The organism is Thalassolituus sp. UBA675 (genome assembly GCF_002297765.1).
GTDB lineage: Bacteria > Pseudomonadota > Gammaproteobacteria > Pseudomonadales > Oceanobacteraceae > Thalassolituus.
In genome coordinates, this window is sequence record NZ_DBNJ01000024.1 from 119,193 (window position 1) to 133,496 (window position 14,304).

The 14,304-nt window shown below is 50.8% G+C and carries 12 protein-coding genes; 3 read left to right on the top strand and 9 right to left on the bottom strand.

Translation table 11 applies throughout. The features are described 5' to 3' along the window. Positions 1-7 precede the first annotated feature (7 nt). Positions 8-2,896 (top strand): insulinase family protein, encoded by a 2,889-nt coding sequence (locus B3007_RS10110; protein ID WP_301378161.1) that lies wholly within the window; start codon positions 8-10, stop codon positions 2,894-2,896. Between the two features lie 17 nt (positions 2,897-2,913). After that, on the top strand, positions 2,914-3,675 hold the full coding sequence (locus B3007_RS10115; RefSeq protein ID WP_068442190.1) for an SDR family oxidoreductase: 762 nt from the start codon (positions 2,914-2,916) through the stop codon (positions 3,673-3,675). 13 nt (positions 3,676-3,688) lie between these two features. On the opposite strand, the gene B3007_RS10120 is transcribed toward B3007_RS10115, so the two are convergent. The 8 genes from B3007_RS10120 to B3007_RS10155 form a co-directional block, all read right to left on the bottom strand. After that, the gene (locus tag B3007_RS10120; protein ID WP_068442192.1) at positions 3,689-4,012 is read right to left on the bottom strand and encodes a hypothetical protein; all 324 of its coding nucleotides are present in this window, start codon (positions 4,010-4,012) and stop codon (positions 3,689-3,691) included. Continuing rightward, positions 4,012-5,862, bottom strand: a complete 1,851-nt coding sequence (locus tag B3007_RS10125) for a TIGR03545 family protein (RefSeq protein ID WP_297533190.1) — start codon at positions 5,860-5,862, stop codon at positions 4,012-4,014. The genes B3007_RS10120 and B3007_RS10125 overlap by 1 nt, the downstream gene beginning before the upstream one ends. Continuing rightward, on the bottom strand, positions 5,859-6,371 hold the full coding sequence (locus B3007_RS10130; protein WP_297533191.1) for a TIGR03546 family protein: 513 nt from the start codon (positions 6,369-6,371) through the stop codon (positions 5,859-5,861). The genes B3007_RS10125 and B3007_RS10130 overlap by 4 nt, the downstream gene beginning before the upstream one ends. 81 nt (positions 6,372-6,452) lie before the next feature. After that, positions 6,453-8,429, bottom strand: coding sequence for a sensor histidine kinase (locus B3007_RS10135; RefSeq protein WP_297533192.1), 1,977 nt, complete (start codon positions 8,427-8,429; stop codon positions 6,453-6,455). Next, positions 8,420-9,622, bottom strand: a complete 1,203-nt coding sequence (locus B3007_RS10140) for a transporter substrate-binding protein (RefSeq protein ID WP_301378162.1) — start codon at positions 9,620-9,622, stop codon at positions 8,420-8,422. The genes B3007_RS10135 and B3007_RS10140 overlap by 10 nt, the downstream gene beginning before the upstream one ends. 182 nt (positions 9,623-9,804) lie before the next feature. Beyond that, positions 9,805-10,227, bottom strand: coding sequence for a DUF4124 domain-containing protein (locus B3007_RS10145; protein WP_068442204.1), 423 nt, complete (start codon positions 10,225-10,227; stop codon positions 9,805-9,807). A 27-nt stretch (positions 10,228-10,254) separates the two neighbouring features. Beyond that, the gene (gene recJ / locus B3007_RS10150; protein WP_301378163.1) at positions 10,255-11,982 is read right to left on the bottom strand and encodes a single-stranded-DNA-specific exonuclease RecJ; all 1,728 of its coding nucleotides are present in this window, start codon (positions 11,980-11,982) and stop codon (positions 10,255-10,257) included. 32 nt (positions 11,983-12,014) lie between these two features. Then, complete coding sequence (locus B3007_RS10155; protein ID WP_301378164.1) at positions 12,015-12,890, bottom strand: DNA ligase; 876 nt, start codon at positions 12,888-12,890, stop codon at positions 12,015-12,017. 114 nt (positions 12,891-13,004) lie between these two features. Between B3007_RS10155 and folK the strand changes: the two genes are divergently transcribed. Beyond that, positions 13,005-13,403, top strand: a complete 399-nt coding sequence (gene folK, locus B3007_RS10160; protein WP_068442213.1) for a 2-amino-4-hydroxy-6-hydroxymethyldihydropteridine diphosphokinase — start codon at positions 13,005-13,007, stop codon at positions 13,401-13,403. Here the strand turns inward: folK and B3007_RS10165 are convergent. Beyond that, positions 13,385-14,098 (bottom strand): SDR family oxidoreductase, encoded by a 714-nt coding sequence (locus B3007_RS10165; protein ID WP_301378165.1) that lies wholly within the window; start codon positions 14,096-14,098, stop codon positions 13,385-13,387. The genes folK and B3007_RS10165 overlap by 19 nt on opposite strands. Positions 14,099-14,304: the final 206 nt, after the last annotated feature.

Below are 14,304 nucleotides of genomic sequence, written 5' to 3' on the forward strand. Positions count from 1 at the left end.
AGTTGGCATGTTCTCGCCTCGCTACTGGACTTTTATTCTTATTGTATTGGCCGCTTTTGGATACTCTATGTTCCGTATTTCGCAATCCCCCGACCTGATCGTAAGCCCTGCGGACGCTTATAGTTACCGCTATATGGAGCTGGAAAATGGTCTGAAGGTGATGCTCGTAAAGACTCCCGAAGCAGACAAGGCGAGTGCAGCCCTGAGTGTAAACGTTGGCAGCATGGATGATCCCGAGGGGCGTGAGGGCCTCGCCCACTTCCTTGAGCATATGCTGTTTCTCGGCACTGAGCCATTTCCTGAACCAGACGAATACCAACAATTCATAAAGCAGAATGGCGGTAGCCATAATGCCTTTACCTCCTACGCGCAAACGACCTATTTCTTCGATGTCGATAACGAACAATTGAGCGGTGCGCTGGAACGTTTCGCCCCATTTTTTATTTCACCTACGTTCGATGAAGCATACGTTGATCGCGAAAAGAACGCTGTTCACGCAGAGTATAGTGCTAACCTTAAAGAAGATGGACGCCGTATTTTTTCAGCACAGAAAATGGCAATGAACCCCGAGTTCACTTTCTCTAATTTTTCAACCGGGAATCTGGACACACTCAGCGACCGCGACGATAGTAAGATTCGCGACGAGCTGATCTCCTTTTACGAGACACACTACTCCTCAGATCGTATGACCTTGGTTATCGCCGGTGATTACGAGCTTGATCAACTAGGCAATAAAGCCCGACAGCTTTTTTCTGATATTCCTGAAAGGGATGTCCATTTCGAACGGCCTGATGTCCCGGTATTCGTCCCCGAACAGTTGCCGCTTGATATGCACATAAAGCCAGTCAAAGAAATACGTGAACTTCGTTTTACGTTCCCTCTGCCAGAAATTCTTTCGCAGTATCAGTACAAGCCAGTACAGTTACTTTCGAATCTGATCGGTCATGAAGGTGATGGCAGTATTCTCGCGCTACTGAAGAAAAAGGGCTGGGCTGAATCGCTCAGTGCCGGACGCTCGCTGAGCACCCGTCACGCTTCGACTATGGTGGTCGGTATTGGTTTGACCAAGTCCGGCCTGCTCCACCAGGAAGAAATTACCTCTATCCTGATGGAATATATCGACCTGATCCGTACCAGCGGTATCCCGGACTACATCAAAGAAGAGCAGAGAATGCTCAATGAAATGACCTTCCGCTTTCAGGAGCACGGGCCTGTATCCAACTACACTACTCGACTCAGCAGTAACATGCTGATCTTCCCGGTAGAAGATACCATCTACGGTGACTACCGTTCAGAACCTGCTCCCGATGAGCTGATAGATAAATACTTGTCTGGTCTGACGGCTGACAATATGTTGCGCGTCCTGATAGCACCAGGTGTCGATACAGATACGACCGACCCTTGGTACGGGACCGAGATCAAAATACGCCCTTCAGACTATCAGAAGGCAGAAACATCTGAATGGAAGGGGGCACTCCACCTACCAAAGGCCAACCCATTCGTTCCAGAAAACCTTGAAACGGCCCCCGGCGAAGCGTCCGATACCCCCGAACTGGTTACATCAGATAACGGCTACCAGCTTTGGTATTACCCAGAGCATGAGTTTGATGCTCCTCGCGCGCAGGTATTAATAGATCTTAAAGTGCCAGCGATTAAAGACAGTGCCGAGCAACGTGTCCTCGCACGTCTCTATGCCCGGACAGTCACTGAAGCCTTAAACACCTACAGTTATCCTGCCAGCCTCGCAGGGCTAAACTATCGCCTTTCTGCCACCAGCGAAGGGCTGGAAATCGCAGTAAGCGGCTATTTCGATAAGTTACCGGTTCTGCTCGAACAGATATTTACTGAAATGAAAAATATGAACATCAGTAACGAGCAGTTCGAGCGCTATCAGGCAAGCCTGATCCGCGCTCTTGAAAACAACCTGAAGGCACGTCCGTATCAGCGCACTCTGGCTGACCTGAAGAACTGGTTAATCGAACCATCCTTCAGTGATACAGATCTGTTACCTGTGGTAAAAGCGACCACTAAAGAGCAGCTGGAGAATTTTGCCGCACAGCTCGGAAACAGCATTACTGTAACGACCTATGTCCACGGTACTCTGAGTGCAGAGTCTGCTGCGGAGATTGGCACTCTGACTCAAAAATATTATCCGGCCAATACCGAAGCAAAGACAGACTCGAAACTACTGAAAGCACCTGCTGGGCAATTTCAGCAGTCGGTCACTCAGGATCACCCGGATAAAGTCATGACACTGTACCTTCAGGGAACAGACACTTCTGACGTATCGCGTGCTGAAGCGGGCCTGCTCGCTCAGATGATTTCGTCACCCTACTATCAATATATGCGCACGGAGCAACAACTGGGCTACATCGTATTTGCGACCGCCTACCCTCAGAAATCCGTACCGGGTCTGCTGTTTATCGTTCAGTCTCCTACTGCCAGTCCAGAAGATATGATGAATCATAGCCGTATATTCTTCCGGGACTATGAAGATCAGCTGGAAACCATGTCGGATGAAGAGTTCGCATTATTTCAGGAAGGTCTGATTACGCGACTCACTGAAAAGCCGAAAAACATGGGTGAGAAGGCAGCTAATTTCTGGGCTGATCTGGCCACCGGACGCTATACCTTCGATACACGTCAGGCGATTGCAGACGAAGTCAGAGAGATTACTAAAACGCAGATTCTGAATCTTTATCGCCGCGCAGTGCTGAATAACGAATGGAGTTGGTTGTTGTTCGAGAAAGGTGGCCAGGTCAATGATATGACGGCGCTTGATACGCTTGATCGCAGCAGTCTGGAACAGTTTGAAGTGCCGGAATATCCTCTACCAGAAGTCAGTGAGTCATCGGCAACCGAGAATGCCGGAGACAATCAGGATTCCGCACAGTAATTCATTAAGGAGATGCGATGAACGCCTTTATTACCGGAGCCGCCTCCGGCATAGGAAGAGCAACCGCCGAAGCACTGATAAACCGTGGGTGGTCTGTTGCTCTGGCAGACCTGTTCACGGATGACCTGGAAGCTGTCCGTTCGCAGGCGCCCGATCGTGTCCATATTTACAAGCTGGACGTTACTGATGCCGATGCCTTTGAGCAGGCGGTCAGTGATTTCGCCAACAAACATCATGGACAGCTGCGACTTCTGTTTAATTGTGCTGGCATACTTGAGGTGAATCGTTTTACAGATATCAGCCGCGAACGCCACCAGCAGATTCTGGATATTAATATCAAAGGCGTTATTAATGGCTGCCAGGAAGCCTATCCCTACCTCAAAGCTGCACCGGAAGGTCAGGTGATCAATATGAGTTCGGCCTCAGCAACCTACGGAATACCGGAATTTGCAGTGTATTCTGCGTCAAAATTCGCCGTACAGGGATTAACAGAGGCACTGAATCTTGAGTGGAGGAAGGATGGCATTCACGTCGGCGACGTCATGCCTCCTTTCGTTAAGACGCCCATGCTGACTTCTCAAAAACACGGTGCACATATCATTGATGCACTGGGCGTTAACCTGACCGCCGAAGATGTCGCCGAAGCGGTACTGAAACAACTGTCAAGAAAGCTGACCCACCGCACCGTCAGCTTGCAGTTCACTCTGCTCTATCTATTAGGTCAGATCAGTCCTCGCCCGGTGACAGGCTGGCTGATTCGCCTGCTGAGCCGGAGCTGACACTAGCGGATCATCAGGCATTTTCTTCCGGGGTCTGCGTCCCCGGAGGATTTACGTCCAATAAATAATGACCATGTACAGAGTTGCTGCTCAGATCGACAACGATCACCATAGCAACCCCCTGATACTGACTATTAATCAGTACATGCTCAAACTCATCTCCCATCCGATAGACATGAGTCACCTGACCTTCGCGGCAATCAAATATGCCAAAATGCTCAGCGGGTATCGCCTGTACATAGATCCAGAAATCAGGAGTCGGAGTGCTGTCCTCGACCCGCGCAGGGGAAAAATGTGTGGCTTTAAATTCTTCAGGTGTTAGTAATCGGGTCTGCATCAGAATAGGTTCTTTAGTTTGTCTTTCGCTTGATCTTTCAGTTCCTGCTTCCTTGCTTCCGCCTCTTTCCGCGCTTTTTCTTCGGCAGCTGCTTTTTCAGCATCGAGTTTTTCGCGGGCTTCACGCTCTTGCTGTGCTTTAAAATCTTCAAGCTCAGCTGAAGCGAGGTCTTTTAAGGCACTGAGTTTATCATCAAGCGATCCTTCCATCGCGGCTAACTGCTGTAATTCCTCAGCATAATCACCTGCATATTCTGACATCTTCTCATTAAGACGATTTTTCAGCTTCTGCTCGAACTCATCTTGCTTGGCCCGGATGCGCTTGCTGATCGCGCTGTTTATCTGGCGATCCAGATCAGAACCGAAAGCAATGTCAGGGTTCTTAAGGGTGCCGGTAACACCCGCATCCACAGTAAAGTTATTAATTCCCTGAAGCGCCGCGTTCAGTTCACGGGCAAACAGGGTCTGGCCTCCACCCGTAAAGTTCGCCTGGGTCACGTTCGCATCGAGATCAGCATCCAGCTCGCCCCGAACCACTTCTGCCGTTGCATCCAGCTGAACACGAGACGAGTCCAGTCTGGCACCAGCAACACCAAGATTAAGAGAAGCCATTTTCCAGTCGCTGATTGCAAGAGTCAGCGTATCTGTTGCGTTGCCCACGGTATGGTTCAGCACCAGGCGACCATCCAGATCCCCAATTTTCTGCAACCCTTCTCCCGTCGCAGTAAATACGGTCGGTCGACCCGTCACTGTTTGCTGGTGCGTAATATCCCTGCCCGAAATGACCAACTGACCACCATCAAATGGGCCTGTCAGTCGCGCAGTGCGGATCATGAAATCAGGCCACGGATCGTCACTCGGAAAGTGTATGAAACGTCCAGCCAGACGCGGTGCTTTTTCATCTTTCTCGCTATCAGCCTCTGCACCGTCGTCTGACTCCAGGTAAGGTTTGACTTTTTCATACCAATACAGAGCCTCACGCGCCCAATTAGCGGCGTCATCACCAAACAGCAACCCTGTAATATTAGAAACGCCAGAACCACTCAGCTGATACTTATCCTTGAGATAGGCAAGGTCTTCAGACGGGGCCTGACGAAGCTCGGTGAGTTTAGCGGACACTTCTGTTTTCGCAGAGCGAACGACGTCTCTGGCATCCCTCACCGCATCGCGGTCCTGTTTAAATTGCTCTTTCAGCTCATCAAGCTGTCGCTTGCGTTCGCGAAAATCCTCGATAGACTCCAGACGTCCAGACGTTATCGCCTGAATCTGCTCTTCATACTGAGCTATAGAGCTGTCGTCCGGCACTTTATCGAAGGCGTCATCGATCAGTTGGCTATTTTCGTTCCAGGCAGCTTTCAGAGCCTCGCCCGCATCAGGCGTGCTTAACGTTTCTTTTGCCAACACCTCATCGACAGAAGGAAGAGCCTCAGAGGCCTTTTCCTTCAGAGAAGGCGATTCATCACCTTCTGATTCCGACTCTGCGACCTCTATTGCACCACTGCTTTCGCGCTCAGTGTGGAACCTCAGGTTAGAAACAGACAGCTCATTACTGATCGCCTTACCGACAATGAGGGGCGCTAATTCAAGGTCAGCGACAGCTTCATCAAACTCCATCAGGTTCATCATAGGAGCACGTGCGTCTGCCACCTGCAGCCCTTCGAGGCGAACACCCAGCGGAGATAGTGTCACATCGGCATCGTCCAGAGTGACTTTGGCACCCGCCAGTTTGGTGCCCGCAAATTCAATACCTGACTTGATCAGAAAAGGCAGCAGGAAAATAAATAGCGCGGCAATCAGCCCGACTACCGCAAGAAAACCAGCCAGACCTGACCAGCGAATCCATTTAGTCATGAGTACTCCGCAAACTTGGTGTAGATAGACCAGAATTTAGTGGCTTTAAGCGCCTGAACAATTTTCAAACGATTAACCCAGTTCAGAACACGCTTACGGTATTGCAGGATAAGAATACGGCTGATCAGAGTCACTGGAACCAGTAGTAAAACTGAAATAACCAGCCCACCCATCGCGACCGTGTTATTAAAGGAAGAAACCCTCATCCAGTCGTTCTGGTAAAACTGTGTCCAGGTATCAGTGAGCGATGGCAGAGTTAACAGGTACTCCCCTACATCAGCTGAGAGAGGGTCGAGGAAATAGCCGATGGCGGAGAACACAACAATGCCGAGTAAAAAGGCACTGAAGTTAATTCTCAGAATGCACGCGATGAGTAATACAACGAGATTAATCAGGGAAAATAGCGGGGTAAACCCCGGGATCATAGCCAGCGCAAAGCCGAAAGCTACCTGTCCTGGAGCTGCCTCCGAATTGAGGGCTTTAAGTAATCTTGCAAGTAACGACAGCATGTCTGCACTCCGTTGGTCGCCAGTCAGGGTATCCACCAAGCCACTATAAAAGCGCAGGAGCGATAAATCCAGACGCAGATCTCAGCGCTCAGGCAAGGCTATCCGAACCCGGGTACCACGACCCTCTTTGCTGACAACACTGAGTGTCCCGGCATAAGCTTCAACGATAGAGTGCGCGACCGACAGTCCCAGACCGATCCCTTCTCCAACCTCACGTGTTGTGTAGAAGGGATCCAGCACCTGACTCACCTGATCCGGTGCCATGCCACACCCAGTGTCCTGAAAATCAATAATCAGCACTGAGTCCTGACGACAGGCTTTAATTCGCAGGCTGCCCTTATCGACACACGCCCTGATGGCATTATCTATTACTGCGGAGAACACTCTCCGCATCTGCTCGGGTTTGACCCGGACTTTGCTGTCCAGTTCAATATCGTAAGTAATCTCTACCTGACGCGTTTGTGATGGCGCCACATCACTGACTACCTGCTCCAGAGTTTCTTTCAGGTCAATGTCTTCCTCTTCCGATTTATCCAGCTCAGAAAAAAGTTTCAGGCTGCTGACAATATGCTGAACTCTCGACAAGCCTAACAGTGAGTCCTGCAACAGCGCTTTCATGTCCTGATGAACAAAGCCAATATCCTCTTCTTTCTCGAAGGCTTCCAGCTCATTCAGAATACCCTGCCGTTCATCGGATTCCTCTCCCTGAGTTTTAAGGTACCTGGAGAACAGCTCTGCCAGTTTCACATAGGTAGCAGCATAGTCTTTCATCATTGTCATATTGGCGATGACGACACTCATAGGGTTATTTATCTCGTGTGCCACGCCTGCAGCCAGGTGTCCTATCGAGGCCATTTTCTCCGTCTGTACTAATTGCGCCTGAGTATCTCTCAAGGAGACTGCCATCTGATTAAACTGCTGAGCCAGCTTTCCTAATTCGTCTTTCCTGTTAACATCGACGGAGACTTCCCTATCGCCCTCAGATATCCGCTCAACGCTCTCTGTTAATGTAAAAACAGGGGCGGCCAGGTTATGAGACAAGCGCCGTGACAATACGAAGGTAAGAAGCAATACAACCAGAGTAATGCCCCACCCTCCGTACCTTAATTCTCTGACTGACTCTAATACGACATCTTTATCACGGCGCTGCACAAGAACCGACTGCAGTACCGGAACCGAACGTATACTGACCAACCAGTCGCCTTCCCAGAAATCCAGTTCGCCGCTGAAGTCCGTCCCCAACATGGCACCCGATAATCGCTTGCCGAGACCTGAAGTTCGGTCTATGACATCTCCCTTAAACAATGAGCGGTAGCCTACGGATTTTTTTTCGGAATAGAGATTAACAAGTTGCCCGCTGTGGCTGTGTATAGAGAGAAGCCGCTCTAATTCAGCTGGCTCAGGTATCAATATAATGACGCCTAATAATCGATCCCCAACGACGGGAGCTGCAAGAAAAGCGAAGGTATTCTCGTCCGCTTCAGATGAAGAAAAGGCAATGGCGGAGTCCATCTTCCAGAGCGCTTTCTTGTAGGCTGCCTGTATACCGGTTCCTGTGTAGTCTACGTGTTTAATGTCAGCACCGTACGCGTCGCTTTGTACCGCTGAAAACACGACCTCGCCCTGATGGTTAAGTATCAGCAAATCACGTAAACGGTTTTTCTCAGCATATAGAGAAAAATAGGCCCAGTATTTATCCTGCATATCCTGATAATCCATGGAATACAGTTCATCCTTATCAAATACGGATGAGAAATCCTTCAATGCCTGATGCAGGTAGGGTGATCGCGAAAAGACTCTGACGGTTTCCAGTGGAGAATTAACAACCAGACTGATGTCGTGATGCAGTCGCTTCGATGCCGCACTCAGATCAGCGAGAGCACGTTTTTCCAGTTGCTTTTCAGCATAGGTAAGGCCGATCAGTACAAGGAAAATAGCGGGAATCAATGCCGTTATCATCATCCAGGTAAGCAACCGGCCACGCATACTTGGGAATTCGTAATTTTTCGCAGAATCGACCAGATTCTTTACAGAGAATTTTTTTGGGGTTACAGCCATGCTTTACCCCCAATGCTCCCTGTCCGGTAGCGTCCGCGATTATTTCTCCAGTAAATAGTAACGTGATGAAGCCAGTCGGATGGCCCTTCACTTCCGGGAAACATTTCGGGGCGAAGTTTAGCGTCCGACATCCATAGCAGCCTTGCCTCACCACGGTTACTTTGACCGATAAAAAGAGTGTGCCATGTACCTTCTTCGTTCACGTCAACAGCGAGTGAGCCGGCCGCGCTCAGAAGGTTTCGGCCACGCAGCGCGTAACTGATCTCTGCCGCGGTCATGCTTCTTTCTCGTAGTAGCGAGATCACCAGATCTGCTGCACCAACAGCCATTGCGTTCAGCGCATCCGGTCGGTTTTCACGTTCAGCGATAAAGCTCTTAAACTCTACATTTGCCTGATTATGCGGATGATCAAAGTAATGGCTTACGAAATAGTAATTATTAGCGACAGGCTGGCGGGTATCTGTACAGAGCGAAAATATACGGATATTGGCCTTAGTAAGTACGCTCGCGAAATCCGGATGATTCAGCCAGTCACAGGCATCAAATAAGAGAACATCAGGCTGATAGTCTCTGATTTTTTCTAATATCGATGGCATCTGCTCGTAAGTGCCAAGATACTCCTCTGTCACCATATCAATTCCAGAAACAGGCAACAGGTGCTGACGTAGCATGCGCCCTAACATCCTTGAGCGGATATCTTCCCCACCGAGATACATAACGGTATCCCCGAGGTGCTGCCGAACCCAGCTCAGGGATGGAAAAAGAAACTGATTAGGTACCGGACCCAGATGCACTAAAGACGCGCTGTCAAACAGGCCTTCGGACGCTCCGGGATACAGAAATGTGAGATTGCCCGACTCGACCACAGGTAAGACCTGGCGGAGGCAGAATGAGTCTCCACAACCAATCACCAGGTCGGGGCTGGCTTCATCAGTAATACGCTTAAATTCAGACGCGAGCTGATCTGTGGGTACGCTGGCATCAAGATAGGAAAATGTGAAGGCTATTCCTAAGTCCGATTCGTTAGCGCGAAATCTGGCTTCAATTAGTGACAGCATCTCCTGATCCCGGGTAGCCATCGTCCCTGTCGAATTTCCGACCAGTAGAATATGCATGTGGTTAGCGGGGGTCATAAGAAAATACAGACCCCCGCTGATCAGAATCGCTGCGAGAATCAGCAGGGCAGACTTCATCACCACAACCTCAGTAAAACACACAGTCACTCTGAGATTAGCAATCAGAAAGGCAGATAAGAGAGCCCGGAAGTAAAACGTAAGAAAAGTCAGGCAAAACAAAGCTTTGCCGGAAAACCGTAACATCTTTTCACTGTCACACGACACATGCAGTTACAGTCAAGGCATCCGGCCGTTAAATTTCAGTAGCAGAAAGACTTAATACGGTCATTTATGGCATCAATCCGACGTCGGGCTTTCTTGAGGTCATCGAGGCCGGGCTGAGACCGGTAGCGGCCTTCGCCTGAGCGGTAATCCTGACGAGCTTTCCGACATTTCTTTTGTCGATCTGCCTGCAGAAGTCTGGCTTTCTCATCCGCCAGGCGCTGGCTCTTCTTACTCTCCAGTCTCGACTGATTGCGAGCCTTCCGGGCTGCAGATTCATCTTTGATATCAGGAATCACGGGCGTGTAGGTACTGACTGGTATTAAATCCTTTTTTACGTGAGCTGCGTTCTCTGGAGCGCGATCTGAAAAGTGCAATTGCCCATGTTGGTCGCGCCATTGATATATTTCAGCACTGGTCGGCAGTGCAAGAAAAACTAACACTATGATTGGTAACTTCATACCTTCCTCCCTGAAGGCGTTAATGAATCATTCCATGTGAACAACCCGTAATTGTAGATTCCGCTCGCCACGAAATTCATTAATGTCGAGCTGATAAACGCAGGTCACCTTTTCGCGCGAGTGATCCGGCCACACAGAAGGGTCTATTCCAAACCAGATAGCATCAATCGCCTGATCGGTTCCCTCAGGCTGGAGCACAAGCTTCAGATGATTACCACCAACAAGACGCTGCTGAACAAGACGGAAAGTTCCGGAAAACTGAGGCTCAGGAAATGCTTGTCCCCACGGCCCTCCCAGACGCAGTGCTTCCGCGAGTGCCATATTGAAATCTGCAGATGCAAGCGAGCCGTCCGTTTCCAGTATTTGCTGCAAAGCGTCCTCGCTGAGCATCGCTTTGCACACGTCATCAAACAGCGCAGAGAAGCGTTCAAAGGTACCTTCAGCCAGCGTCAGTCCAGCGGCCATGGCATGCCCACCAAACTTTACGATGATCCCCGGAGCCATCCGGTCCACCCGATCGAGCGCATCACGGATATGTAAACCGGTGATGGAGCGGGCTGAGCCCTTTATCTCACCCGCTTCTCCACGAGCAAACGCAATCACAGGGCGATGCAGTCGCTCCTTAATTCTCGACGCCAGAATCCCGATTACGCCCTGATGCCACTCAGGGTGATACAGACAAACACCGTAACCGTCAGCCGGATTGGCATCCATCCGCTCGAGTAAGGCGAGTGCTTCTCCCTGCATTGCTTGCTCAATCTGTCGACGATCCCGGTTAAAAGCGTCCAGCTCAGTCGCAATGTCCATTGCCCGGTTAAAATCGTCCGTCAGCAGGCATTCAATGCCTAATGACATATCATCAAGCCGCCCGGCTGCATTAATTCTCGGGCCAACAGCAAAACCAAGATCACTAGAGACCAGCTGTCTATGGTCCCGCTTTGCGGTCTGTAGCAGAGCAAGGATGCCTGGCTGGCACTTTCCGGCGCGTATACGTCGCAGCCCCTGCTCGACCAGAATGCGGTTATTTTTATCCAGAGGAACTACGTCGGCTACCGTCGCAAGAGCAACGAGGTCAATCAACGACGCCAGGTTCGGGGGTTGGCCTGCTCCTGAACGATCAAACCAACCTTCCTCAGATAAACACGCTCGCAAAGCGAGCATCAGATAGAAGACAACGGTACAACCACATGCAGCCTTCGAAGGGAAAGCACACCCCTTCTGGTTAGGATTCACGATCGCTAATGCCTCAGGCAGCTCATCTCCGGGCAAGTGGTGATCTGTCACAACCACAGGGATACCCGCCGCGTTAGCCGCAGCGACACCACTGACCGATGCAATGCCGTTGTCTACGGTCATGATCAGATCCGGGCGGCGCTCGATTGCAACCTCAACCAGCTCGGGAGACAGGCCATAACCAAAATCAAACCGGTTAGGCACGAGATAATCTAAATTCGGAGCACCCATCATTCTGAGTGCCCTCAGGGCCACCGCCGTACTGGTTGCTCCGTCCGCATCAAAATCGCCCACTACCAGCAGGCGCTTCCCTTGAGTAACAACGGGCATAAGAGCAGAAACCGCCCCATCAATACCCAGCATTTCATGGTAAGGAACAAGGCCTGCTAACTGTAGATTCAGATCATCAGGAGTTGCGATACCGCGACTCTGGTAAACGCGGGATAACACGGGGTGGAGGTCAGGAAGAGTCTGTTCAGTATCTGTTTGCCGGACTCGAATTTGCGGCGCCTGGCTCGACATCAGAATCTCCGAAATGAAAGAAAGCGGTTAGTTTACTCGGGCGGACGCACCCGATCAAAGCTCGCAAACCGAGGTAACCCATCAGCAGTCAGCCCCCGAAAAGTAAAACGTACGCGCGCCCCCAAAGCCGGAGGCGCCTGCCGCTCCGCATCTGAAAAACCGCTTCCCAGCAACATTTCACGCCCGTTCTGCAGGCGTACTCTGAGTGCGCCCATCATGCCTTTCAGGCGTCCCTGGCCAGGCTCATATCCTGTCACTATCGCCTCGGCATCCTCAAGCGGAGTCACTTTTAACAGGTCACTGCTACGCCCGGCAAAATAAAAACTATCCCAACGGTGAAGCATCAATCCTTCTCCACCTCGCTGAAGGACCTCTTGTAAAAGAGCATCCAGCTCTTTCTCAGAAGAAATCCGCAATTGCTCAACCGGCTGAAGATTGTCATTGGCCGCGATGTCTGAGGGATCACCAATCAGTTCAAGAAGCGCCTGATAGCGCTCATCGAATGTACCCGCGACTTCTGGCAGATCGAATACTCTGTACTGGACGTCCTGCCAAAGCTCACTACTGTCACTGTCGTTGCGACGGATGAGGCCACTGACTTCCGAAAAACGGCCGTACCCCAGCCATAACTCCCCGTCCAGCGGTTCGTCAGGCAGTTGCGCCAGAAACCAATCAGGAGCGTCAATCACCCGTCCACTGCGAGTAACGAGCGAGATGCCATCCCAGAATGCACGGACGCCATCGTACTTCTCACTCACACCATATAAAGGCAGCGCCTCTGCGCCCTGAAAACGCTTCGCCAGCATCAACTGAGGTGGCATCTCATCTCGCTGCGTAGCGGCCCAGACAGGAAGCATGCCGCCAAGTATCAGCAACACCGCGATGAAATATGGCATCCAGCCAGACATATCTATGCCCTTCCATGTTGTTATTATGTTTGCCATATTGATAGCGCGTTTGTACGCGCAGTAAAAGTAGCTGACGCTACAACTACGACATTTTTATTAGGACTCGTGAACTGTATGGCATATTTTCTGTTGGGGCTTGGCAGTAATATTGAACCCAGAGAGCATCTCTCTAAGGCAGTCGAAGCTCTTCACAGCGTTGGCGACATCGTCGAACAGTCACCTGCAGTCTTTACCGAGCCAGTTGGGGAAACCTTCTCGCACGCCTTTGGCAACCAGCTCATTATTCTCGAGTGCAACCTGCCAGCCCCCATGCTGAAACAGCGCCTGCAACGGATTGAGGAGCAGCTGGGCCGGGAACCGAAGTCACCGGCACGAAAGACACGTGACCGCACCATAGATATCGATATTCTGCAGGAAGCAGACAGCGGTGCTACTGCTCTGAAGCAGACACCACCAGAAGAAAGTTATTACCGTGAAGTCTATGAGACCTGGAATCAGGCAGAAAACGTCTGATCGTAACGGTTAGCAACGAAGCGGCCACCATCAACGCGGGTAACTGACCCAGTCACCGCCTGCGCTTTAATCAGATAGTCGCAGGCGTCAACGATCGCACCATAGCCCAGCTCTTCGCCGATCAAAGACTGCGACAGCACCCGCTGCCGGTATGCTTCATCGTGTTCTGGCAGAAACTGAACCGGCCCGGGCTGAATAACATTCACCCGCACACGCCCCGCCAGACGTTGAGCCATACTCAATGACCAGTTCTGTAAACCGGCTTTTGCTGCGCAATACACCGAAAATCTTTGATTCGGAATTTCTGCATAAATATCACTGATACTGATCATGCAGGCGCTGTCAGCCCAACTGTCACCGATTGCCTCGGTAATCATCACTGGGGCGGTGACGTGAACATTCTGATGCTGCGCAACATGGCTTGCCAGATCAGAGGCAGCGCTGTCCGGGACAAAACACGAAGCATTGTGAATAACAGCATCGAACGGCCCATGCTCTGGCAGCTGCTGACACAAAAGGGCTATGTCGCTGGGGTTGGATAAATCAGCTCGCAGAAGGGTCAGACCGGGATGTTCATCAAGCTCACTGCGGGTATTGTAATGAGCAACGACCGACCAGCCTTCGCTCAGATAGTGTTCGGTTAACGTTTTACCTAAACGACGGGCACCACCGGTAATAAAGATACGTTTCGCCATGAAAAATCGCCAATCAACACCAAGGCAAACCATGGTAACGCGGAATATCATGGGTGTCAGTGAGAAGAAACAGATGTAACAAGGAAATGGTTGTGGGGTCGGCACCGGCAATATATTTCAGGCACAAAAAAACCAGCTCACTGGCTGGCTTAATTGTTGGTTGCGGGGGCCGCATTCGATACGGGGGCGCCTAGCTCGACGACTGC